The 23,948-nt window shown below is 33.2% G+C and carries 25 protein-coding genes, 1 tRNA gene and 1 pseudogene; 7 read left to right on the plus strand and 20 right to left on the minus strand.

Going from position 1 to position 23,948, the window contains the following annotated elements; genetic code table 11:
• Positions 1-170: 170 nt before the first annotated feature.
• The gene (locus SJY34_RS12010; protein WP_400075966.1) at positions 171-1,049 is read left to right on the plus strand and encodes an AraC family transcriptional regulator; all 879 of its coding nucleotides are present in this window, start codon (positions 171-173) and stop codon (positions 1,047-1,049) included.
• A gap of 16 nt (positions 1,050-1,065) precedes the next feature.
• On the plus strand, positions 1,066-1,239 hold the full coding sequence (locus SJY34_RS12015) for a hypothetical protein (protein ID WP_400075968.1): 174 nt from the start codon (positions 1,066-1,068) through the stop codon (positions 1,237-1,239).
• Between the two features lie 4 nt (positions 1,240-1,243).
• On the opposite strand, the gene SJY34_RS12020 is transcribed toward SJY34_RS12015, so the two are convergent.
• From SJY34_RS12020 to SJY34_RS12035, 4 genes and pseudogenes are all read right to left on the minus strand, one after another.
• The gene (locus tag SJY34_RS12020) at positions 1,244-1,906 is read right to left on the minus strand and encodes an HD domain-containing protein (protein ID WP_400075970.1); all 663 of its coding nucleotides are present in this window, start codon (positions 1,904-1,906) and stop codon (positions 1,244-1,246) included.
• A gap of 9 nt (positions 1,907-1,915) precedes the next feature.
• A pseudogene (locus SJY34_RS12025) lies at positions 1,916-2,897 on the minus strand (acyl-ACP desaturase).
• A gap of 20 nt (positions 2,898-2,917) precedes the next feature.
• Positions 2,918-3,655: a lysophospholipid acyltransferase family protein gene (locus SJY34_RS12030; RefSeq protein WP_400075972.1), complete on the minus strand. Its 738-nt coding sequence runs from the start codon at positions 3,653-3,655 to the stop codon at positions 2,918-2,920.
• A 59-nt stretch (positions 3,656-3,714) separates the two neighbouring features.
• Positions 3,715-4,128, minus strand: a complete 414-nt coding sequence (locus SJY34_RS12035; protein WP_400075974.1) for a BrxA/BrxB family bacilliredoxin — start codon at positions 4,126-4,128, stop codon at positions 3,715-3,717.
• 193 nt (positions 4,129-4,321) lie between these two features.
• Between SJY34_RS12035 and SJY34_RS12040 the strand changes: the two genes are divergently transcribed.
• Positions 4,322-5,107, plus strand: coding sequence for a TerB family tellurite resistance protein (locus SJY34_RS12040; protein WP_400075976.1), 786 nt, complete (start codon positions 4,322-4,324; stop codon positions 5,105-5,107).
• 118 nt (positions 5,108-5,225) lie between these two features.
• On the opposite strand, the gene SJY34_RS12045 is transcribed toward SJY34_RS12040, so the two are convergent.
• From SJY34_RS12045 to SJY34_RS12100, 12 genes are all read right to left on the minus strand, one after another.
• Positions 5,226-6,035 carry a hypothetical protein gene (locus tag SJY34_RS12045; protein ID WP_400075978.1) on the minus strand — a complete coding sequence of 270 codons (810 nt, stop codon included), beginning with the start codon at positions 6,033-6,035 and terminating at the stop codon, positions 5,226-5,228.
• A 76-nt stretch (positions 6,036-6,111) separates the two neighbouring features.
• Positions 6,112-8,628: a chondroitinase-B domain-containing protein gene (locus tag SJY34_RS12050; protein ID WP_400075980.1), complete on the minus strand. Its 2,517-nt coding sequence runs from the start codon at positions 8,626-8,628 to the stop codon at positions 6,112-6,114.
• 114 nt (positions 8,629-8,742) lie between these two features.
• Positions 8,743-9,903: a metal ABC transporter permease gene (locus tag SJY34_RS12055; RefSeq protein ID WP_400075982.1), complete on the minus strand. Its 1,161-nt coding sequence runs from the start codon at positions 9,901-9,903 to the stop codon at positions 8,743-8,745.
• Positions 9,896-11,023, minus strand: coding sequence for a metal ABC transporter permease (locus SJY34_RS12060; RefSeq protein ID WP_400075984.1), 1,128 nt, complete (start codon positions 11,021-11,023; stop codon positions 9,896-9,898). The genes SJY34_RS12055 and SJY34_RS12060 overlap by 8 nt, the downstream gene beginning before the upstream one ends.
• 79 nt (positions 11,024-11,102) lie before the next feature.
• Positions 11,103-11,840 (minus strand): metal ABC transporter ATP-binding protein, encoded by a 738-nt coding sequence (locus tag SJY34_RS12065; protein WP_400075985.1) that lies wholly within the window; start codon positions 11,838-11,840, stop codon positions 11,103-11,105.
• A gap of 21 nt (positions 11,841-11,861) precedes the next feature.
• Positions 11,862-12,770 (minus strand): metal ABC transporter solute-binding protein, Zn/Mn family, encoded by a 909-nt coding sequence (locus SJY34_RS12070; protein WP_400075987.1) that lies wholly within the window; start codon positions 12,768-12,770, stop codon positions 11,862-11,864.
• 7 nt (positions 12,771-12,777) lie between these two features.
• Complete coding sequence (locus tag SJY34_RS12075; RefSeq protein ID WP_400075989.1) at positions 12,778-13,632, minus strand: transporter; 855 nt, start codon at positions 13,630-13,632, stop codon at positions 12,778-12,780.
• Positions 13,619-14,278, minus strand: coding sequence for a metal-dependent transcriptional regulator (locus SJY34_RS12080; protein ID WP_400075990.1), 660 nt, complete (start codon positions 14,276-14,278; stop codon positions 13,619-13,621). The genes SJY34_RS12075 and SJY34_RS12080 overlap by 14 nt, the downstream gene beginning before the upstream one ends.
• 104 nt (positions 14,279-14,382) lie before the next feature.
• A complete protein-coding gene (locus SJY34_RS12085; RefSeq protein WP_400075992.1) occupies positions 14,383-14,526 on the minus strand; it encodes a FeoB-associated Cys-rich membrane protein in 144 nt (47 codons plus the stop codon).
• The gene (gene feoB / locus SJY34_RS12090; protein WP_400075994.1) at positions 14,527-16,626 is read right to left on the minus strand and encodes a ferrous iron transport protein B; all 2,100 of its coding nucleotides are present in this window, start codon (positions 16,624-16,626) and stop codon (positions 14,527-14,529) included.
• Positions 16,619-16,852 (minus strand): ferrous iron transport protein A, encoded by a 234-nt coding sequence (locus tag SJY34_RS12095; protein WP_400081379.1) that lies wholly within the window; start codon positions 16,850-16,852, stop codon positions 16,619-16,621. Before SJY34_RS12095 ends, feoB begins: the two co-directional genes overlap by 8 nt.
• 73 nt (positions 16,853-16,925) lie before the next feature.
• Entirely contained in the window at positions 16,926-17,600 is a 675-nt protein-coding gene (locus SJY34_RS12100; protein WP_400075996.1) for an SCO family protein, read from the minus strand.
• A gap of 194 nt (positions 17,601-17,794) precedes the next feature.
• Here SJY34_RS12100 and rseP point away from each other — a divergent pair, with 194 nt between their 5' ends.
• Both rseP and SJY34_RS12110 read left to right on the plus strand, forming a co-directional pair.
• Complete coding sequence (rseP, locus tag SJY34_RS12105; RefSeq protein WP_400075998.1) at positions 17,795-19,135, plus strand: RIP metalloprotease RseP; 1,341 nt, start codon at positions 17,795-17,797, stop codon at positions 19,133-19,135.
• Positions 19,136-19,219: 84 nt separating this feature from the next.
• A tRNA-Asn gene (locus tag SJY34_RS12110) sits at positions 19,220-19,293 on the plus strand.
• 48 nt (positions 19,294-19,341) lie between these two features.
• Here SJY34_RS12110 and SJY34_RS12115 read toward each other — a convergent pair.
• Positions 19,342-20,295, minus strand: a complete 954-nt coding sequence (locus SJY34_RS12115) for an NAD-dependent epimerase/dehydratase family protein (protein ID WP_400075999.1) — start codon at positions 20,293-20,295, stop codon at positions 19,342-19,344.
• Positions 20,296-20,466: 171 nt separating this feature from the next.
• Here SJY34_RS12115 and SJY34_RS12120 point away from each other — a divergent pair, with 171 nt between their 5' ends.
• A complete protein-coding gene (locus tag SJY34_RS12120) occupies positions 20,467-20,991 on the plus strand; it encodes a hypothetical protein (protein ID WP_400076001.1) in 525 nt (174 codons plus the stop codon).
• Positions 20,992-21,057: 66 nt separating this feature from the next.
• Here the strand turns inward: SJY34_RS12120 and SJY34_RS12125 are convergent, their stop codons facing one another.
• Complete coding sequence (locus SJY34_RS12125) at positions 21,058-21,774, minus strand: hypothetical protein (RefSeq protein WP_400076003.1); 717 nt, start codon at positions 21,772-21,774, stop codon at positions 21,058-21,060.
• Positions 21,775-21,968: 194 nt separating this feature from the next.
• Positions 21,969-22,778, minus strand: a complete 810-nt coding sequence (locus SJY34_RS12130; RefSeq protein ID WP_400076005.1) for an NAD(P)H-binding protein — start codon at positions 22,776-22,778, stop codon at positions 21,969-21,971.
• 114 nt (positions 22,779-22,892) lie between these two features.
• Between SJY34_RS12130 and SJY34_RS12135 the strand changes: the two genes are divergently transcribed.
• The gene (locus SJY34_RS12135) at positions 22,893-23,378 is read left to right on the plus strand and encodes a CBS domain-containing protein (RefSeq protein WP_400076007.1); all 486 of its coding nucleotides are present in this window, start codon (positions 22,893-22,895) and stop codon (positions 23,376-23,378) included.
• Here SJY34_RS12135 and SJY34_RS12140 read toward each other — a convergent pair.
• Positions 23,375-23,725 (minus strand): hypothetical protein, encoded by a 351-nt coding sequence (locus tag SJY34_RS12140; RefSeq protein ID WP_400076009.1) that lies wholly within the window; start codon positions 23,723-23,725, stop codon positions 23,375-23,377. The genes SJY34_RS12135 and SJY34_RS12140 overlap by 4 nt on opposite strands.
• Positions 23,726-23,948: the final 223 nt, after the last annotated feature.

A 23,948-nucleotide genomic window follows, 5' to 3' on the forward strand; every position in this document is an offset into this window, starting at 1 on the left:
ATGTATAGTGACTTCAGCTTCTGTAAAACAAGGATTTTGGTATATTTATGTATAGAATTAACCTTATATGAAGTTAAAATAGTATATATGGTTAAAATAGTATACTTTTTCGGTAATTGTACATAGATTTGTATTCTAAATACACTTAACTTTGTAGTTATAAGTCTATTATGAAAACGAGAAAACCTACATTAGAAAAGATAAGTCCAGAGTTTGGAAGCTCATTATTAGTAAAGAGTCATAAAATGGACGCTTTCAATGATGAAATAAAACCATTTTGGCATTTTCATCCAGAAATTGAATTAGTTTACGTTAATAAAGGGAGAGGAAAACGTCATATAGGTAATCATTTATCTTATTTTAATAACAGTCAGTTATTGCTTATTGGTTCTAACTTACCACATAATGGTTTTACGGATCGTTTAACTATTAATGGCTCTGAAACCTTAGTGCAATTTAAGCCAGAATTTTTAGGAGAACATTTTTTTGATATTCCAGAAATGGGAAAAATAAACCGATTATTTGAGCGCTCTAAAAAAGGGATTCTCTTTGGTGTTAAAACAAAGCAGAAATTAGGACCTAAAATTGAAAAGTTAAACGAAAAAGAGGGTTTTAAAAAGATACTGATACTATTAGAAATATTACATGGTCTAGCAAAATCTGAAGATTATACACTGCTAAATGCAGATGGATTTGCATTTGAAACGGAGCCGCAAGACAGTGCTAAAATTGATATTGTTTTTAATCATGTTAACGAAAATTTCCAACAGCATATTAGTTTAGATGAGATTGCAGCTAAAGTGAGTATGACGGTTCCTGCATTTTGTCGTTACTTTAAAAAAGTAACAGGGAAAACATTCACCAAACTAGTTAATGAGTATCGGATTGTACATGCGACCAAACTACTTTCAGAAAGTCAAATGAGTATCGCAGATGTGAGTTTTGAATGCGGATTTAATAATTTCTCTCATTTTAATAAGTTATTCAAAGAATTTACCGGAAAAAGTGCTTCTAAGTATAGGGGTGAGCTAAAGTTAATGTTACAATAGTTAAATTTTACTATGTATGGAAGATAAAATAGAAATTGCAATTGTGTATTACACCAAAAAAGGTCAAGACATTATAGATGCTGTAAACTCTAATAGTAGTTTAACTGCAGATGAGATTATTCATTATGGCGAAGAAATGGCGGTTATAGAATATAAATTGACTGCTTTAGAAGTTGCCAAAGAGAATTAGTCTTTTATTTTTTACCTTTCCACTCAGCATAGAATTGCTTTAAAAAGTCTTCCATATATTTATGGCGCTCTAAGGCAATTCGTTTCCCAGTTTTAGTATTCATTTGATCTTTAAGCAACAATAACTTTTCGTAAAAATGATTTATTGTTGGTGCTTTAGCGGCCTTATATTCCGCCTTAGTCATGTTCAGATTTGGCTTAATTTCTGGATTATACAAAGGTCTATCTTTAAAGCCTCCATAATTAAAACAGCGCGCAATACCAATAGCACCTATAGCATCAAGTCTATCTGCATCTTGCACCACATCCATTTCCTTTGAGGAAAAAGAGGGGTTTAAATCAAAAGAATTTTTGAAGGACATGTTCTCAATGATTTGAGTAACATGTTCTATTATTTCGCTATCTACGTTATGTTTTAGAAGAAATTCGCTAGCTATTCTTGGCCCAATAGTTTCATCTCCATTATTAAATTTAGGATCTGCAATATCGTGTAATAAAGCAGCTAAAGAAACCACAGTTCTATCAACATCTTCTTGTTTTGCAATAAGCAAAGTATTCTTGTAAACACGTTCTATATGAAACCAATCGTGACCACCTTCGGCATTTTTAAGTTCGCTTTTTACGAAGCTGATTGTAGCATCAATGATATTTGATTCGGATATTTCCATGCTTTAGGTTTACGCAGGATCTACCCACTTAAACTGAAACGAATTTTCAGGAATTTTAATACGCTCAGATAAACGATACATCCTAGGAGGTAATTTCATTAAATAATCTCTAGCTTTTTCAGCTTCTTCGTTTAGTCCAGTAATATTGCCAATATCCCAACGGTCAATTAATTTTTGAAGAATATCTACGTAGTCGTTAGAGGTATAAACACCGATACGTTGAGCAGTATATGAAAATTCCTCAAAAGCAGCACCAATACTTTCACCAGATTCTCTTAAGAAATGTGCTGGCATGGCGATTTTACGTTTCATCATATCATGAAAAGCCATCATCATCTGGCTAGGATCTACAGTAAAAATACGCTCTACAAACTCTGAATAAGCATGGTGGTGACGCATTTCGTCTCCTGATATGATTCTACACATCTTTGCTAATCTTTTATTGCCTTTTTCTTTTGCAATTTTGGCCACACGATTGTGTGAAATGTATGTTGCTAATTCTTGAAAACTAGTATAAACAAAGTTTTTATACGGATCTTCTGTCGGTACCAATATCAAAACCATCATTGATTAAGTATTGTGTGGTTTTTTCAATTTCTTTCATGTTTACACGACCAGAAAGGTACAAGTATTTATTCAGCACATCTCCATGTCGATTTTCTTCACCTGTCCATTGACGTATCCACTTAGACCAACCGTTTCTTTCGACTTGGTCAATACCTTCAACATCCATAAGCCATGATTCGTAGCTTGGTAAAGCTTCCTCTGTAATCATATCACCAACTAATACAACCCAAAAATCATAATCTAATTCTTTAGACAATTCTCTAATCTCTCTTACCTCTTCGTAAAATGATTCTTTTGTAGAATCTGGTAAAAAATCGGTTGGCTGCCAAATATTTTCAACAGGAATTAAGTATTTTTCAATAAGAGATTCCACATCTTTTTCAAGATGTTGCATCACTTCTAATCTCACGTTTTTTAGAGACATACTTGATGGAATTTTGATGGTTATATTTGAATGGATTCTACAATAGTATTTTCTACCTCTTGCAGTAATTCATCCCTATTTGTAAAGTTAGCAATTTCTAAAGGCTTATGCACCGTAAATTTAATATGATTTCCTATTCCCATTGGGAATTTTCCATAGCGCAACATTTTCCAAGAATTATTCACCGTTATAGGAACAATTAATGCAGAAGGTACTTTCTTTAATAAAACTTCGAGTCCTTTGGTTTTAAATGGTCTTGGATTACCATCCTTGCTTCGTGTCCCTTCGGGAAAAATAACAGCAGCTCTTTTGGTGTCTTCAATATATTCTCCAAATTTCATCATAGCCGGTAGGGCTTGTCGCGGATTTTTACGATCTATTAAAACCGAACCTCCATGACGTAAATTATAAGATACACTTGGAAATCCTTTACCTAGTTCTTTTTTAGCAACAAACTTTACATGGTGCTTGCGCATATACCACATAATAGGCGAAATGTCGTACATACTCTGATGATTAGACACAATGATTAAAGGTCTATCTGTAGAAATTTGGTGTGGATTGTTAAATGTAAACCGTGTTCCTAATACATTAAGGCAACGCATTAGGCAAAATTGCAAAGCATCTACACTTTTTTTAAGTGCTTTATAGCCGAAAACGCGATGACAAAACCATTCAATAGGATGAAAAATAACTAAGGTTAGCCCAAAGCAAATAAAATAAAGGGTGGTTAATGGATATGCTAATAGTTTTTGCATGGCATAAAAATAAAAAACCACGATGAAAATCGTGGTTTAAATTTTTAATATTTCAATTATTATGAACAATGCTCGTTATAAGCATCCATAAGGTTTTCTGAAATTAACTCTGCAGGACGACCTTCTATATGATGACGCTCTAACATGTGCACTAATTCACCATCTTTAAATAAAGCCATACTTGGCGAGCTTGGTGGAAAAGGAATCATATATTCTCTTGCTTTGTCAGTTGCCTCTTTATCTACACCTGCGAAAACAGTAACTAAATTAGTTGGTCGCTTTGCATTCTGTAAACTCATACGAGCTCCTGGTCTAGCATTTGCCGCAGCACAACCACAAACTGAATTTACAACCACTAAAGTTGTACCTTCTTTGGCGATCGCATTATCTACAGCTTCTGTTGTATGTAATTCTTCAAAACCTACGTTGGTCAAATCCTCACGCATTGGTTTTACTAATTCTGCTGGATACATATTTTTTAATTTTAATTAATCTTAATTTGTTCCGATAGTTATCGGAACACAAAGATACTGAAAAATAGTGTGAAGCTATATCAATTCAGTTAGCAGATTAAATGGTGGTATTTTAGTTTTCAATGGTAACAAAAATTAAAAATTATAGACTAACAAGTAGTATATTTGAACTTTAGAATAAATAAAACAACACATGAGTTTTGCAAAATGGGTAGGAGGCGCAATTGGTTGGTCTTTTGGTGGGCCAATTGGTGCTATAATCGGATTAGCAATTGGCAGTTTTGTCGATAATTTATCAGGTAATGGCACGCCATTACTGGGAGAGCGACAAACGGGAAGACAACGACAAGATCCGTATAGGCAACGACCAAGACAAACCAGACAACGACCAAAAACACAGTCAGGAGATTTTGAAGTCAGCTTGTTAATATTAGCATCTATTGTTATCAAAGCCGATGGTAAACAAGATCAACGTGAACTCGATTATGTGCGTCAACAATTTAGGAATATGTATGGCAAGGATAGAGCGAATAAGGCTTTTGAATTGTTTAAACGTATATCAAAACAGAATATATCTACAAGACAGGTTTGTTTGCAGATTAAGCAGATGATGGATCATGCCTCACGATTACAGTTACTTCATTTCTTATTCGGGATAGCGAAGTCTGATGGACATGTTGCAGACTCTGAAATTCGCCAGATTTATACTATATCTGGTTATTTAGGGATTAGTAATAAAGACTATGAGAGCATTAAAGCCATGTTCTACGATATTACCAATAATGCCTATAAGGTTTTAGAGATAGATAAGAATGTTTCTGATGATGCTGTGAAAAAAGCGTATCGTAAAATGGCTAAAAAATACCATCCTGATAGAGTTGGACATTTAGGTAAAGAACATCAAGAAGGTGCAGAAGAGAAGTTTAGGCAAGTGCAAGCTGCTTATGAGCATATTCAGAAGGAGCGTGGGTTTAAATAGAGTTTAGTTTGCAGTCTCGTTGCAACAGGTAGTTACTTACCCTTAAGACACTAATTTAATCATAAAAGCCTCTTAAATTTAAGAGGCTTTTAAAACTATAATAAAAAGGGTTAAACCTTTATTCGTATATAAATTCAATATTAGAATCTAATTCTCCATCATAAAAAGACATCGCTGTAATTGGGTAGTCATCAGAATTATAAGTATATGAAGTTGTTTCTGTATCCACAAAATCTCCTTGATCATCAATTCTTTGAGTAACGTTATTACCAGAACCGAAAATCATCTCAAAGCCATTTTCAGACGCATTCATTATAAGCGCTATAGTATTGATACTAAAAATGTTTTTATAAGCACTATTTTTAGAATCATATTGAAAACTTACTGTATCACCACTATCATGGCTAATTTCTGTAATATTTCCATTTGCAACTGTATAGTCTGTTGTTCCGATATTTTCAGTTTGAGATGAGAAATCACCTCTAAATAATTCTAAACTTATATTTGAATTATTTTCATTATAAGTTAATATATGTTTTACACCAATATTTTCTCCATCAATATCAAACAAATAATTTGTAAACTCTGTTAGTAAACCTTCAGAGTTATATGCTAAAATTACATATTCTACCAGATCAGTATCATCTAGAAAATTAACTCTTACCAAGTTATTGTTCGCATACTCAAAAGTTGCTGAGTAATTTTCATCAAGGGCAGATGAAGAATCAATAATACTCGTTAAGTTAGAGTCATTATAATTAAATTCTATTGTGAATTCAGCATTTTCGTCTACAATATTGTAGTTGATTTGCTTTATTAATACATCATCCTGATTTCCTCCATCACCACCATCGTTATCTGTACTTTCATTAGAACATGCAAAAATTAGAAGCAATAAATTAATAAGTAGGAAAGGTTTTAATTTCATGATTATTTTTTTACAAATTAAGCCACAAAACTAAAATAAATTCAGAATATAGCTCTTAAATATTCAAAATTATTTCTTATTTCTTAATCACCTTCTCAGTAAATATAACCTGTTGATTAGTACCTAAAACCTGAGCAAAATACAATCCACTAGAAAGTGATTGATTAAACTTAAAAGACGTTGACAGAGAAATATCTGTTGTTTCTCCGATTACTTTTCCTGTTATATCTATTATTCTGATTTTTGAAATAGTTCCAATTGAATTTGATGGGATAAGGATATTCAATTCTTCACTGAACGGATTAGGATATAATTTAACTTGAAAATCAAGATCGTTTTCATCGACAGATAAATTTGCACCTGCACAAATGACTTCTAAATCAGAGATTGAGCACCAAGGACCAGTATATGTTGCGGCACCTGTAACAGTTAGTTTTATGTACCTTACTACTGCCAAATTGAAAGTATCATTTATAGATGTTGACTGTGCGGTATTGGTTTGTCTATCTACAAGTGTAACAAAACCAGAATCTGCTGAGGTCTCAGAACCTTCAACTAAATATTGATAATCTCTACTCTGATATGGAAACATGTTTATTTCATTTACGTATAAAGGATCACCCAAGTCAAAAACCATAGATTGAGGAAAAGTTTCAGCAGACCAACGATTATCTGGGTCACCGTCAATAACATTACTCGCTGGATTTTCCGCTTGTTGGTCGGTAAAACTAACCACAGTTGCTACTAAAGAAAGGTTAGTGCCTTGTACGCAATCAGGCGGAGTTAGTGGTCCTAAAACGGCAATACTAGCTGAATCTATGAATGAACCATCTGCAGTAGTTGCTGTGATATTTATCGTTCCTTCACCAACTGCAGTAACCAAACCATTTGCGTCAACTGTTGCTATTGATTCATCTCCAGATGACCATGTTACGCTCATATTAGTAGCATCACTTGGTGTAATTATAGCTGTAAGCTGTTGTGTTCCGTTTATAGCAAGTACAACGGTCTCAGGACTTACTGTTACTCCTGTAACTGGAATAGGAGCACAATTTGTTCCATAATCTGTTGGAGGACACGTGCTAGAAGAAGACATGCCAGTAGCATCTAAATAACAAACACCTATTGTATTTCCAACAGAAGTATCAGTAATAGGATTTGGGTTTGTTGCTGTACCAGAAGCTCCGACAATTTCATGTGCACCTACGTCTTTACCTGTTGTTGGTCTTGTAAGACCTTCTATATCTATACTTACATCATTATAAGTACCTGTTGCTGTATTAGCAGCTGGTCCTGTAGTACTTGGTTTAAAAATCTCACCACTAGCTGCAAAATTTGCATTTGCATCTGTGATGCCAGGATCAGTAACTCCTATTGGTGAACCTCCAAAAATATTTCCATCATAATTCATTTGACCTCCTATCGAAGCAACATCCCCTGACACAATAGTACCATTAGTGCTGTAAATGGCATTATTAGCAATAGTTCCTGATGGAATGTTATTCCCTCTAGAATCATTAAAATAGATCGGATCATCAGAATCATAAATAGTATTAAAGGCAATAAGAACGTTGCTTACAGTTTGGTAACCATTACTTGTTCCGCCAGAAGCTGCATTACCTCCCATTAATGTTATACCATTATTAAAAGAATCAGACGTATTATCCAAATCTTGCATGTAATTATTAATGATTATATGATCTTGGTCAGATACTCGTATGCCACCAGATTTTGTTTTATTTTCGCCCATGAAATAGTTGCCTTCTACTCTGGCTTGAGCGCCATGCCTTAATACTAATGAACCTCTGCAGTTTCTGAATGTATTATTACGAAACGTGTTTCCTAAACTTTTGTTAGAAATAATCTCATTTTCACCATCTACGTCCTGAAAATAGTTGCCTTCCACTAAAACCGAAGCGTTTTCGGTTTGTTGAGAGCTAGATCCTATTCTTATACCTTCAGAATCTCCAGAATTTGTACGTCCATCTTTAGGTGTTACATTATAAAAGTAGTTACGAAGTATATTATGACCAGCAGTACCACCATTATTATACGACAGTTCTACTAAAATGCATACACCAGTAGTATCTTTATTGAGAAATGAGCAATTTTCGATAGTATTATTAGAACCATAAAGTACAGTCCATCTACTTTTTGCATCAGGTTCTGCAGGATCTTCTACTTGTAAATCATTGAATGCACAATTCCGCAGTATACAATTGTTTGCAAAATCTGAGTTAGAACCACTTCTTCTAAATTCAACATGGTTATTAAATCCAATACCACCATCCCAATAAAAACCGTCAACTATCAAGTATTCTCCCCATATATTCATTCTAGACTCTCCAGTAAAAATTACACCTCCGGGTGTTTCAGCCCTTAATACAATCGGACTACCAGATTCTCCTATGGCATTAAAGTCAATATCTTGGTTTGAATAAGTACCATTTGTCCAAGTAACAACATCACAAGGTTGCAAACTAAGATTGTTGAATTGACTTGCCGAATTCACAGTGTAATCAATAGCTGAAACAGTTTGAGTAACTAATAATAGAGTGATGAGTAAACCGTAAAAGTGTAGTTTTGATGCCATAGGAAGAGTTCTTTAGTTGAAATAATTGGTAAACCAAATTGGTTTACCAATTATAAATATAATTATTATATTAGTATTTCAGCAAAAATCTTCGTTAAAATGATGCTTTAGACGTTAACCTCTAAATAAAAAGAAATCATCTTTCATGTCTTCAATTTGAGCATCTTCGTTGGTGATGATGTAGTCAATTGCTTTAGAAGTAAATTCATCACCTTTTTTAGTTAATGAAACGATATTATTTTCAATAAGAATCATATTGTTTTTCTGAGCTAGATCTAGAACAGTTTTAGATCTCACTTTTTGCCAATTAATATGCTCGTTGAGGTGATTAACATGGCGTTCCTCAAGATCATCATGATTTTTTAAGTGTAATAAAAATGTCAATAAGGAAACTTCTGTTCGCTGTTGTCTTTCTCTGTACATCACAGCAATAATACCTTTAGTTGGTGCAAATAAATACACTGATAAAAAGACTAATCCGAGAACTGTTGTTATAGAACCTGCGATTGATGCATCTAACCAATGTGCCACCCAATAGCCAAGTATGGCGCTGAAAATTCCGAACCCAATTGCTAAAGCTAGCATTTTCTTTAAATCTGTAGTTAATAAATAGGCAGCAGCTGCAGGTGCAATCATCAATGCAACAACTAAAATTGCTCCAACAGCATCAAAAGCTCCTACAGTAGTTACAGAGGACACCGACATTAATCCGTAATGTAAAATAGCTGGTGAAAAACCGAGAGAAGCTGCCAGACCTTTGTCAAAAGTACTCACCTTTAGCTCTTTAAAAAATGCGATTAATAATGTTATTGTAATAAGTAGAATTGTACCAACAATCCAAAGAGACTTTGGACCAACATCCGTTCCTCCGATTAATAATCTATCGAATGGAGCAAAAGCCAATTCACCAAGTAAAACAGCATCTACATCTAAATGAACATCATTGGCGTTCTTTGCTATCATAATCACACCAATACTAAATAATGCTGGAAATACAAGTCCTATGGCTGTGTCTTCTTTAACTAGTCCAGTTTTTTGTATGTATTCTACTAATACTACGGTTATAATTCCTGTTAACGCAGCTAGAAGGATTAGCAATGGTGAATTTAGATCGTGAGTAATAAAGAAACCAATTACAATTCCTGGTAAGATAGAATGACTAATGGCATCACTTATCATTGCCATTTTTCTTAGTACTAAAAACGTCCCTGGAATAGCGCAAGCAACTGCTACTAAACTCGCAATAAGTTGTATTTCTATTTGTGCACTACTCATCTTCTGTGGTTCGTTTAGTGTACAGATTGGCTGCTGTTTCAAATCCTGTTTTTGTTAAGCTCCACATATTCCCTTGGAGTAGAACATAATCTTTGTCTACTAATTTTTGAAGGGTAGATTTTGTGTATCCTTGAAAACTATTTAAAAGTTTTATAGCATGAGGATGAGAAATATCTTCATGTGTAGCAGCAATTTGATGCATAAATGCTAAGGTTTTGTGCAACTCTAAATCGCGTCTATTTTTTATGAATCTAATTTGTTTAAATAATAAGCCACGACTAGGTGAAAAAATAAATGAAATTACAACAAAGACTCCTGCAACAAGAACTATTACAGGACCAGTAGATAAATTATTCTGACTTGCACTAATTGCAGTGCCAAAAACTCCCGAAAATGCTCCAAAAAGCGCAGCTAAAAATACCATTACAGACAAACTATTAGTCCATTGTCTTGCAGCGGCGGCAGGAGCTAAAAGCATGGCGCTCATTAAAACAACACCAACCGTTTGTAAGCCCAAAACAATAGCTAGAACAATAAAACTTGTAATGAGTATATCGATAAATTTGGTGTTAAAACCTAAAGTTTTAGTGTAGTCTGCATCGAACAGTAAGATTTTAAATTCTTTCCAAAATGTAAGCATTACTAGTAAACAAAGTCCAGTCACTAAAGCCATCAACCAAACATCACTTACAACTAATGTAGCTGCTTGTCCGAAGAGGTATTTATCTAATCCTGCTTGGTTGGCATTAGGCTGTTTTTGAATAAATGTAAGTAACAACATTCCAAATCCAAAAAACAAGGATAATATTAAGCCTAAAGCTGTATCTGATTTTAAATGGGTTTTGGTAATTATACCTCTAATCCAAAATGTTCCAATAAGACCACTAATTAAAGCTCCAAAGAGTAGTGTATTGCTATCTTTTGCTCCTGTGATTAAAAATGCTATAGCTATTCCTGGTAGTGCAGCATGAGAAATAGCATCACCTAATAAACTTTGTTTTCTAAGTACAGCAAAACTTCCAAGCATACCAGTAACAGCACCTAGAATAGCAGTTCCTAGTGTAATGGTTCTTAATGTGTAGTCTGTAAAGACAAGTTCTATGTATTCTACTAAATCCATTTGTCATCCTGAACTTGTTTCAGGATCTAGTTCATTTTAGTTTCAATTCGTGAGATTCCTGCCTTCGCAGGAATGACGGTTACTCCTGTATACTCACTTTATAATTTATACCATAAGTTTTAGTCAAATTATCATCATTAAAAATATCTTTAACAGGTCCTGTGGCAATTTTCTTTACGTTTAAAAAGGTCACCCAATCAAAGTACTCTGGAACGGTTTGCAAATCGTGATGTACTACTATGACCGTTTTACCCGCTTTTCTTAATTCTTTTAAAATATTGATAATTGCAATTTCTGTGGTGGCATCTACACCCTGAAAAGGTTCGTCCATAAAATAAATAGAGGCATTTTGTACTAAAGCTCTAGCTAAAAATATACGTTGCTGCTGTCCACCAGAAAGCTGACTTATTTGTCTATTTTTAAAAGCTAACATCCCTACTTTTTCCAAAGCTTCTAGAGCTGCTTTTTTTTCTTTTTGACCAGGTCTTTTTATCCAACCTAAGCTTCCATAAGTTCCCATTTTAACAACATCTAACGCTGTCGTTGGAAAGTCCCAATCTACACTACCCTTTTGAGGTACATAAGCGACTAATTGTCGTTGTTCTTCATAAGATTTTCCATAAATACTAACGCTACCAGCAATAGGTTTTAATATCCCTAAAATCGCTTTAATGAGTGTGGATTTTCCTGCGCCATTTGGTCCAACAATAGCCATTAAAACCCCTTCAGGGATTTCTAAATCGATGTCCCAAAGTACAGGTTTGTAGTTGTAGGCAACGGTTAAATCATCAACTTTTACGGCTATTTTTTTCATCATTCTTTTTATTATGAACTTAACTTACTGCAGCGCAGTAACAATAGTTTTGATATTGTAACGGTACATACCAACATAAGTTCCTTCTGGAGTGCCAGCATTTCCTAAAGCATCGGAATAAAGTGTGCCTCCAATTTCAACATCATGTCCTTTGGATTTTACAGCTTCTTGTAAGGCTTCAATAGTTCGTTGAGGTACTGAGCTTTCAATAAAAATTGCTTTAATATCATTTTCGATGATGAAAGCTGCTAATTTTTGAACATCTTGTACTCCTGCCTCTGTGGCTGTAGATAAGCCTTGTAAGCCAACCACATTAAAACCGTATGCTTTCCCGAAATAATTAAACGCATCATGAGCCGTTACTAATATTCTTTTCTCTGGCTCTAGTGAATTAACAACACCTTGCACATCTTCTTTTAACACATCTAAATCTGCTAGATAACGTTTTTCATTCGCTCTAAATATCTCTGCATTTTTTGGATCTTTTTCGCACAATACAATAGTTACTTTTTCTACAAATTGTTTAAAGAAATCAATATTGAACCATACATGCGGATCGTAATTTGAAGCAAAATAATCTGAACCAATAAGCTGTTTTTTATTTATTTCGTCTCCTAATGCAATTGGTGATTTACCGCTACTTCCCATTTTTTCAAAAACATCTACAAGCTTGCCCTCTAAATGTAAACCGTTATAAAAAATAACATCAGCATCGACTAGTTTTGAGACATCACCTTCACTAGCTTTGTATAAATGTGGATCCACACCGCTTCCCATTAATCCTTGAACATTTATGGAGTCTCCACCAATGTTTTTTACCAAATCCGTAATCATTGTTGTGGTGGTTACGACATTTAGTTTTCCGTTCTCTTTTGTTTCATCTTTACAACTAAAAACAAGTACAATCGCTAAAAGTAATATTACATTTTTCATATATAAATTATTTTTTACGCATTCTATAGCTTAATCCCATTCCTAATAATAAATCCTGACCATCAGTAATGCTTGTACCTGCATAGATATCGAATTGCAAATCTTTTGAAGCCAAGTAGGTGAAACCAGCATCCCAATAATGATTAGCAGAACTGTCTTCTGGTAAATCGCCGTATAACTCGGCATAAAACCCAAATTTATCTGAAAGACTACAACCATAAGCAAGCGTATAAATAGCTGCCATTTCGGGTGAGTCATTTCCCCATTGTGCACCGATATTATAACCCAGACTCGATTTTTCAGATAAAGTATGCGATAAAGAGAATCTGAAATCTATAGCTGTCGTTTCTGGTCTGAAATCAGCAGAAGCACTAAATATAGGAAACACATGACCAATAAGTGCAATTTCTGGCATACCGTCTTTTTCTTCAGCAATATCAATTTTTACACCTAAAAGTAGAGGCGAAAGCCCACTTATAACATTGTCTAGTTTGTTGCCATTTAATTTGGTTGTTCCTTCTACAAAATTCCAGCCTAAACGTAATTCTAGATTATCAAGGATTCCATATCGTACCAACATAGTGTTGTAGGTGAAGGTTTCTGACTTAAGGTTATTCTCTTCAAAAGATTCGTATAAACCTCCTGTTTCTAATTGTAAAACCCCTTTACCAACTGTAGATGAAGCTTCTGTAGCATCTGGTCTATCTGTTACTATTGCTCCAACGTCTTCCATTTCTTGAGCAAACAAAAATATATTTGTTAATAGTGTTAGTGATAACATCAAAAAGACCTTTCGACTGCCTGCCTGTTTGGTAGACTGGTGATCAAGGTGACATTGAGTTTTTAAATTAGTTAATTTCATTGACATAAATTAAGGTTGTAAAATCTTGGTTTAATAAAATGGTATTATTTTCTACTGAAAGTTCAGTCATTTTGTTTTTTTTGAATTGTTTAGAAACTTTCAATTCATGACCATATTTTAATTTATGATGTGCACAGAACTCAAAGAATTCTTTATCATCACTCATCAATCTAGATATAATATATTGTTTTCCTTCCTCAGCATTTGAAAGTGCAATAGACGTATCGGTTGTTGTTATTTCTCCATCTGCATTTGGAATAGGGTCACCATGAGGATCAAATTTAGGATGCCCTAAATAAGCACTTATTTTATTAGCTAATAAATCAGAGGTTTGATGTTCTAAAAGTTCGGCTTCCTTATGAATGTCGTGAAGCGACATATCGAACATTTTAAATAAGAACGCTTCCCAAAGGCGATGCTTTCTTACAATATCCAAAGCCATTTTTCTACCTTTATCTGTAAGCTGTAACTCTTGATACTTTTCGTAATGCAATAACTTTTTTACAGCCAGTTTTTTAGCCATATCAGTTGCAGCTGCATTAGAAATTCCAAGTTTCTTAGCAATATTACCTGGCTTGGTATTTTTGGCATCATGAGAATTATTTTTGTAAATGGCTTTTACAAAGTTTTCAATAGCAATAGACATTTTTAATAGCTTTAATTGATTTTTAAGTAAGCTTAAAAATTTTTCAAATGTAGCTAAAAAAATCCGTGCTATCAAACACGGATTGTATATTTTATTTACTAATTTCAATGGCAACCACAACCATCATCACTTCCGCAAACTTTGGTAGATTTTGCTTTTTTAGGTTTCCAGATAAACTTTTGTACTAAGAATATTAGCGCTAAAGTAAGTGCAGAAAAAACTAATATATTTTGAATTATGGTATTCATCTATTTTAATACTTGAAATGCTATCAATGCTACAATATACGCAAAAGCACTCATTATTACTAACTGATACATTGGCCATTTCCATGAATTGGTTTCACGTTTTACGATTGCCAATGTACTCATACATTGCATTGCAAAAGCATAGAATAATAGTAATGATATTCCGGACGCAAAGTTAAATAGCGGACCACCAAGAATTGGGTTGACTTCTCCAGCCATTCGGTTTTTAATGGTTTCTTCTTCATCACTACCAACACTGTAAATGGTTGCAAGGGTACCAACAAACACTTCGCGCGCTGCGAAAGAACTGACAATGGCGATTCCAATTTTCCAATCATAACCCAAAGGTCTAATAGCAGGTTCTATGGCATGACCAGCAATACCAATAAACGAATGTTCTAATTTGTGTGATGCTATTTTTTGTTGTAATTCTTCTTCCGATAAATTTTCAGAAGCAAATTGTTCGGTAACTATGTTTTCAGCATTATTGAAGTTTTCACCAGGACCATAAGAGGCTAAGAACCATAGTACAATAGAAATCGCTAAAATAATTTTACCAGCGCCAAATACAAATGCCTTCGTTTTTTCTATAACGGTTAAAACTACATTTTTTAGAAGTGGTAATTTATAGTTTGGCATTTCAACCACAAAGAAGGTTTTGTTTCTAATTTTAAGAATTTTATGTAAAATCCAAGCAGAACCAACAGCTGCACCAAAACCAATGAGGTATAGTAGCATCAAGGTTAAAGCTTGGTAACTCAATCCGAAGAAACGTCCTTCAGGAATGACTAAAGCAATGATAATAAGATACACAGGAAGTCTGGCCGAACATGTAGTAAAAGGAGTCACCAATATGGTGATTAAACGTTCTTTCCAACTTTCAATATTGCGTGTCGCCATAATCGCTGGAATGGCACAAGCTGTACCAGAAATTAGTGGCACAACACTTTTACCGCTAAGCCCAAAGCGTCGCATAATCCGATCCATTAAAAATACCACACGACTCATATAACCACTTTCTTCTAAGACTGAAATAAATAAAAATAAAAAAGCGATTTGAGGAATAAAAATAACAATACCACCAAGGCCTGGAATAATACCTTCGGCTAATAAGCTGGTAAATGCTCCTTCTGGTAATACACTTTTAGTCCACTCACTTAATGAAGCAAAAGTACTATCTATAAAATCCATTGGTACACTAGACCAATCGTAAATAGCTTGAAAAATGGTGAGTAGAATGATACCAAAAATTAAATAACCCCAAACCTTGTGCGTTAAAATTCTATCGAGTTTTATACGTAAATCCTTAGCACTCGCTAGGTCAATGGTCTGTCCTTTTTTGAGGGTATCGTTTATAAACTGATAGCGCTTTATAGTTTCCTTTTGCTGTAATTTTTTAAGATCTCCTTTGGTTTTAGTTTTGAAATTTGAAACGGCATCAATGGTTTTTCTATCGGTCTTCCCAAAGTTAACATCTTGGGTAATTACTAGCCAAAGTTTATATAACAATTGATTAGGAAAGGCTTTTCTAAGGTTGTTAAAGTAATCTTCGTCAATAGAAGACGCATTCATGCATGGTTTAACAGAGAGCTCTCTGAAATTGGTAATAAGCTCCTTTAATTCGCTGATGCCTTTGTTCTTTCTGGTGCTGATTAAGGCAATTTTAGTTTCAAGCTGTTGTTCTAAATACTTTATATCTAAAGAAATGCCTTTATATGCCATTCGATCCGACATATTAATAACTAATATCGTTGGAATTTCTAAATCCTTTATTTGTGTGAATAGTAATAAGTTTCTTTTTAGATTTTCAACATCACTAACGACAACGGCAACATCTGGAAAATCTTTATCATTTTTATTTAGAAGCAATTCTATAACCACATTTTCATCAAGTGATGAGGCATTTAAACTATATGTTCCTGGTAAATCTATGATATGTGCTTTTACACCTCGAGGTAATTTGCAAACACCTTCTTTTTTTTCGACAGTTATTCCAGGATAGTTACCAACTTTTTGGTTAAGGCCTGTCAATGCATTAAAAACAGATGTTTTTCCTGTATTTGGATTACCGATAAGTGCAACGTTAATCTGCTTAGCCATTGACGGTTTCTATTAAAATGTGAATCGCAGTTTCTTTTCTTATGGCTAAATGAGAACCATTAATATTGAGGTACATAGGATCTGCAAAAGGAGCCACTTGCACAAGTTCTACAGAATTACCAGGTAAACATCCCATTTCGAGAAGTTTCAAAGGGATATGTATAGAAGAAACATCAGTAATAATGCCTTGTTGCCCGCGTTTTAGTTCTGCTAATGTCAAGCTTATTCTTATTTAGATTGATTTTAAAGAAGCAAAAGTAAGCTAAAAAATTAAAGCGATAAAACCCTTTTTAAATAATTTAAGATTCGTCTTTTAAGGTTTTAATATCTTCCAGAAGTTTTGATATATCATCAGATTTTGTGCCATCGTAAAATCCTCTAATTTGTCTTTTTTTATCGATTAGCATAAAGTTTTCGGTATGTATCATATCATACTGATCACCATTACCATCCGTTTTTACAGCTAAATAACTTTTTCTGGCAAGCGCATAGATTTGCTTTTTATCTCCTGTTACTAAATTCCATTTTCGGTCTATGACACCTTTCTCTCTGGCATATTTTTTTAACTGAGCAACACTATCAATCTTTGGAGTTACGGAATGTGATAGCAACATAACATCATCATCACTAATAATCTCCTTCTGAATTTGATACATATGATCTGTCATTACTGGGCAAATAGTTTGGCATGTTGTAAAGAAGAAATCAGCTACATAAATTTTGTCTTTATAGTTGTCTTGAGTTACTGTTTCACCATTCTGATTAATTAAACTAAAATCTGCAATCTTGTGATATTTCTGCTGATGTTGAATGGTACTATCTACCAATTCTTCGCTCACCATGGCAGGTTGATATATTGGTAAAGGCTTCTTTACATTTAGAATATTATAAATTATAGCAATAATAATGACACAAAGGATTGAGAAGAATATTCCGAAGTTTTTATAACCTTTAAAAAATGAAAGAAATGACATTATAATTATGTTGAAAATTTGAATTGCAAAGGTACGACCCAAGCTATTTTTCTTGAACTTTTTTAACAGAAATATGATGATTTAATCTAATAGATTGATAAATCGATGTTAAAAATAAATCGAATAGAAATACAATAGTTTTCTAAATGCCTTGAAAAGATTACTTTTGTCAATCGAAATTTGAAAATGACTACATGGAATTTGTAATAAAAATATCCCAATTCTTACTAAGCTTATCCTTACTAATTGTATTACATGAGCTAGGACACTTTATACCTGCAAAACTTTTTAAAACTAAAGTTGAAAAGTTTTACCTCTTTTTTGATGTTAAGTTCTCTTTATTTAAAAAGAAGATTGGAGAAACCGAATATGGTATTGGTTGGTTACCACTTGGTGGTTATGTGAAAATTGCAGGAATGATAGATGAGAGTATGGACAAGGAGCAAATGGCTCAACCTCCACAACCTTGGGAGTTTCGTTCTAAACCAGCATGGCAGCGCCTTATCATTATGTTAGGTGGTGTGACGGTTAATTTTATTTTGGCTTATATAATTTTTGTATTTGTAGCATTTGTTTACGGAGATACAGATATAAAAATAGATAGCTTAAAGGGTGGTTATTTGGTTGAAAATCAAGTTCTTTTAGATTCTGGTTTTAAAACAGGAGATAAAGTATTAGCAATTAATGACCAAGACATTGAAAAAGATTCTGAAATAGGTCAGTATATTATTGGAGCTGAGCAGATTACTGTTGATAGACAGGGTGAAAAGAAAGTCATTGATTTACCTGAGAATTTTTTAGGGCAGTTATCTGATGAAGGGAGTAGAAATTTATTTAGATACCGTTATCCTTTTATTGTAGAGTCTGTACCAGATTCTTCAGCTAATGCTGCGGTAGATATAAAAACAGGTGACGTTATCTTAAGTCTAAATGGCAAAAAGCTCGATTATTTTGATGAATTTGAAGGTGAATTAAAGAATTTAAAAGGTCAAACGGTAAGTGTAGAGATATTAAGAGATGAAAGTACCCTTGTAAGAGATTTGCAAGTTACACAAGAAGGCAAGTTAAATATATTTAGACTTATTGATGCTAAGCGATTTACTGATCTTGGATACTATGAGGTGATACGAAGAGAATATTCATTTGGAGAAAGTTTTGTTGCTGGTGGTAGTAAGTTTAAATCAACAATAGTTAACTACTTTTCTCAATTAAAAGCTATTTTTAATCCGAGCACTGGAGCTTATAAAGGTCTAGGTGGATTTAAAGCTATTTATGATATATTCCCAGATTTTTGGAGTTGGGAAGCTTTTTGGAAACTAACAGCCTTTTTATCTATAATGCTTGCGGTCTTAAACTTATTGCCAATTCCTGCTTTAGATGGAGGACATGTTATGTTTTTACTATATGAAATTATCTCTGGTCGTAAGCCAAGTGAAAAATTCTTAGAGCGTGCTCAAATCGTAGGATTCTTCATTTTAATAGCACTAGTGTTATTTGCTAATGGTAATGACGTTTTTAAAGCTGTAACTAAATAATTTTACTTCAAAAAAATTGAAGTTTGGTATTGTAGAGATTAAAAATAATTTTATATTTGCGCTCGCTAACGCGAAAAAACACATTCCTTCTTAGCTCAGTTGGTTAGAGCATCTGACTGTTAATCAGAGGGTCCTTGGTTCGAGCCCAAGAGAAGGAGCAAAAAAAGTCTAACATTTCTGTTAGACTTTTTTGTTTTATAAAGGTCTTAAGAATTATACTTTTTTTTCAACTGCTTCAGCATCTCAGAAGTCATCTCCATAAGGTTATAATCATGAGACCAATTCCAATCCTTACGTGCTACATTATCATCAATTGAAGATGGCCAACTATCTGCAATGGCTTGTCTAAAATCTGGTTTATAACTAATTGTAAAATCAGGTATCTGAGCCTTTATACTTTCAGCAATTTCTTCGGGTGTAAAACTAATGGCAGATAAGTTGTAACCAGATCTAATAGTTAATTTTTTAGCATCAGCTGCCATTAAATCAGTAGTGGCCTTTATAGCATCTTCCATAAACATCATTGGTAGTCTTGTGTTTTTAGATAAAAAACATTCATACTTTCCTGTTTTTAAGACTTCATGGTAAATTTCTACAGCATAATCTGTAGTACCTCCTCCTGGCATCGCTTTATGACTAATAATACCCGGATAGCGCAGACTCCTTACATCTACTCCATATTTGTTGTGATAATATTCACACCAACGTTCTCCAACTTGTTTTGTAATACCATAAACCGTTGTAGGTTCACAAATGGTATGTTGAGGCGTATTTTCATTAGGAGTTGTAGGGCCAAAAACAGCAATACTACTTGGCCAAAATATTTTATCTATAACTTTTTTCTTAGCTAAATTGAGTACATGAAACAATGAATTCATATTCAAATCCCAAGCTTCCATAGGATATTTTTCTCCAGTTGCACTTAACAATGCAGCCATCAAGTAAACTGTCTTTACATTATTTTGTTGGCAACAATCCTTTATAGCATTATAGTTTTTAGCATCTATAATTTCGAATGGGCCAGAATTAACCAAATCTAAATTTCTGGTGTTAATATCGCTAGCAATAACATTACTTACACCATGAATTTCTCTAAGTTTTGTGGTTAGTTCAGTACCTATTTGCCCACAGGCACCAATGATTAATATTTTTGAAGACATTCTTTCTAATTAGGTTATTCGCAAAAATAACAAGAATTCATCTCTATTGATATTAAAATTTTCAAAAAAAACAGTATTTTATTGCGATGTCTTTAATGAAAAAATTTTGAGTTTATATAATAGAATTTCAAAATATTAGTTTAATTATATTTACAGACAAATAAGTAACGCATGAAGATTGGATTATACGTTTTAAGTATATTGTGTTTTGTTCTCTTAAGTTGTGGTGACGATAAAAGCACTGATGAAGTTGTAGAGGAACAAAAAACAAATCAAGAACCAGTTATTACAGAAAAAGCTATTGAGAAATTTAAATATAAGGACTATGCGCTTAGCTCAGAAAGTGAAGATGCCATTGCGGAATGGGAAAATTATCAAGAACTGGCAATTCAAATCAGCTATTTAAAAAAGGCTGATTTATCATTTTTTAATGGTGATAAAGAAGAATTGAAAGAGTTCATTATGGATTTTAAAACTGCCACACCAAAAGAATTTCTTACCAATCCTATTAAGTCCAGAACGGCAATTATAGAAACTATGCTTTTAAAACTAAATGAAAATTTGACTCTAGATAATATAGAGAAAAAGGATAAACTATTAAGTGTTAAAGAAGTGCTGATAGCATTTTCTAATCTAAATTATCAAATAAATAAAAAATTAGAATACGATTATTACAATAAAATTAAGGCTGAATAATTACGTTATTATAGAACAAAAAATGCAGCTCATTGAGCTGCATTTTTTATATAATTCAATGAAGTTTTAATTCTTTTTTTCAGCAGCCGTTTGTTTTGCCAGCTGTGCTTTTTGAGATTCTAAAGCTTGTCTGCTTACTTTTGCTAAATTAAAATTAGGATCAAGAGCCAAGGCATCGTTCATTAATTTTAAAGCAGCATCAATATTTGCCTCTTTATTTTCAGAAAATGTTAGCAAACCTTTTAAATAATGTAAAGCTGCTTTCATTGATGTTTCATAAGGTTGTTGAGACTCATAGAATGCACGCTTCATATCATCCTTTACGTTAGCAAGTGCATAATCTATATTTAGTTTTGCACCTGGCAAATCATCGGTCTGAATTTTCATATCAGCCATATCATATGCTAAATACACATTTGGGTTACGTTTGTAAAGTACTTCGTAATGTTCTAAAGCCATTTTTGGCTGATTAAGATTTTTTAATGCTAAAGCTTTTACTTCCACATTCATATCAGAATCTGTCGCATTTTTTTCTACTCCGATGGTATTTAAAGCTTGCATATATTGTCCTTCCGAAAGATATATATATGCCAAAGTATCTTTACGAGCTACGGAAGGCTCTAAAACATCGAGATGTGTCATTGCATTAATAATGCCCTGAACATCACCTTGTTTTTTCATTTGTTTGTAAAATGCCTCGTAATGTTTTTTTAAATCTGCATTAGTCTGTGCAAAAACGCTTACTGAAAATAGCATAAGAACTGCAATTGTAATCTGTTTCATTTGTTTCTAGTTTATTGATTTTTATGGGTCAAATGGCTCTTTCGAAAAAATGCTCTTTAATAAAAGAGTGGATTTAGAAAATCAAAAGACTCATTTTATTCTTGTTTATTAATACTTAGATTGTTATTTCAAAAATTTAAAGGGCTCAAAACTATAAAAATTAATAGAAAATGGTCTTAAAAAACTATTAATTTCTATGGTGCTTCTATAAATCTATAGTTCAAAAGCTGTACCAATTTGGTGCTATCAATTATTTTTCCTTTACTTTTTTCTTTTGCATTAAATTGCGGTAAGGGTAAATTATGAAGTTTACAAAACTCAGAATAGTATAGTTTTTTATTGGGATGTTTTGGGTATGAAGCGTTTAGCGTTGTATTCCAAAGCTCGTTTTTGAGGATTGTAGCAATAATTTGAATACAATCTTCTTTATGAATTAAATTGATAGGAGCATCTGGATTTGAAACATCTGTTTTGCCAGATAAATATTTTGCAGGATGTCTATCTCCATCAAATAAACCACCAAAGCGCAAAATAGTAGTATTAAAATTAGAATTATTTTGAAGTTTTTGTTCTATCTCGATAAGTTGTTTAGCGCTATTTGATGCTGCGTTAGATGCAGTTAAACTAGTTATTATCGGAAAATGAGATTCATTTTTAAAGACTGAAGTTGAGCTTATATAAAGTACATTCTCAATCTTATGAGCTTCAATTGCTGTAATGAGATGGGATAATTCAATGACATGATTTTTATCTGGATTGCGTCTTAATCCTGGAGGAATATTAATTATAACCGTTTCACTTCCTTTTAAACATACAGAATAATTTCCAGAAATACCAGCTTCGTCTAAGCGAATTACAAACCCTTCAATAGCATGTTTTTTCAACAACTCTAATTTGTTTTCGGAAGTTGTAGAACCCTTAACTTTAAACCCTTCATTCATTAGAAATCTGGCTAAAGGAAACCCAAGCCAACCACAACCGATGATGCTTATTTGTTTTTTCAAGTTAAAAGGTTAAATATTAGCGATAAAAGTACGTAATATATAAGCTTATGATTTTTGATTTTGCTAAATAATTAATTTTAAGTAACTTTAAGATTAACACTAAAATTTAACGCTATGGGAATAAAGAGTTTTCAAGGTGCTCGAAAGCAGCAAAATGCTACGACACCAACGTCACTAAAAGTGAAAGATTATATGACTACAAATCTTATAACGTTTAGACCAGATCAATCTGTACAAGAGGTTGTAGAATCTTTAATTAAGTACAAAATTTCTGGTGGGCCTGTAGTTAATGAAAAGCAAGAACTTGTAGGTATTATTTCTGAAGGTGATTGTTTAAAACAATTGAGTGAAAGCCGTTATTATAATATGCCTTTAGAGCACGATAATGTTGAAAAGCGAATGGCCATAAATGTAGAAACGATTGATGGTAATTTAGATGTCTTTGATGCTGCAAATAAGTTTTTACAGTCTAAAAGAAGACGTTTTCCTATTGTAGAAAACGGTAAACTTGTTGGACAAATTAGCCAAAAGGATATTTTAAAAGCAGCACTTCAACTTAAAGGAGAAAATTGGAATAGCTCAACGAAAAGAGGATCTTAATCATCCCGTTTTACCAAAGCATAATAGTCTCCCTCTAGAGGTAAATAGCCTTGGTCATACACAAAATAATAGATGGTACCAGCTTTGGTGGTGTAAATGCTTGTAAAGTAGTTAAAATCAAATCCTTTTTCTATGAGTTTGGCTCGAGAGCATTTGGTCTTTTTGTTTGGGTTGAGGCTTTCTAAAATTCTATAATTTTTTCGTAATCTATTATTTGTATTTCTAATAAGATTTTTAGAATCCTTGTTTACGCGGTTGTTGTGTGCATTTCTGCAACCATCACTACAGAACTTCTTGTCAATTCTTCCTCTTATCTTATCACCACATTCTGGACATTGTTTTTCCATACGTTTACTTTAAGTATTTACAATATAATGATTATAAACCTTTTGCGATAATTACAATATTTGTGTTATTAACCTGTTGTGCATTTTGAGTGCCAAATTTAATTTATTCGTCGGTTCGAGTGATTTTGAGATACGAAAAATCGTATCGAGAACTCATTAGAATCTAAAATTCTGCTTCTCGATACAAATTTTTCTCATTTTCAATCGAAAAATCCACTCGAAG

The organism is Winogradskyella sp. R77965 (assembly GCF_044594915.1).
Classification (GTDB): Bacteria; Bacteroidota; Bacteroidia; order Flavobacteriales; family Flavobacteriaceae; genus Winogradskyella.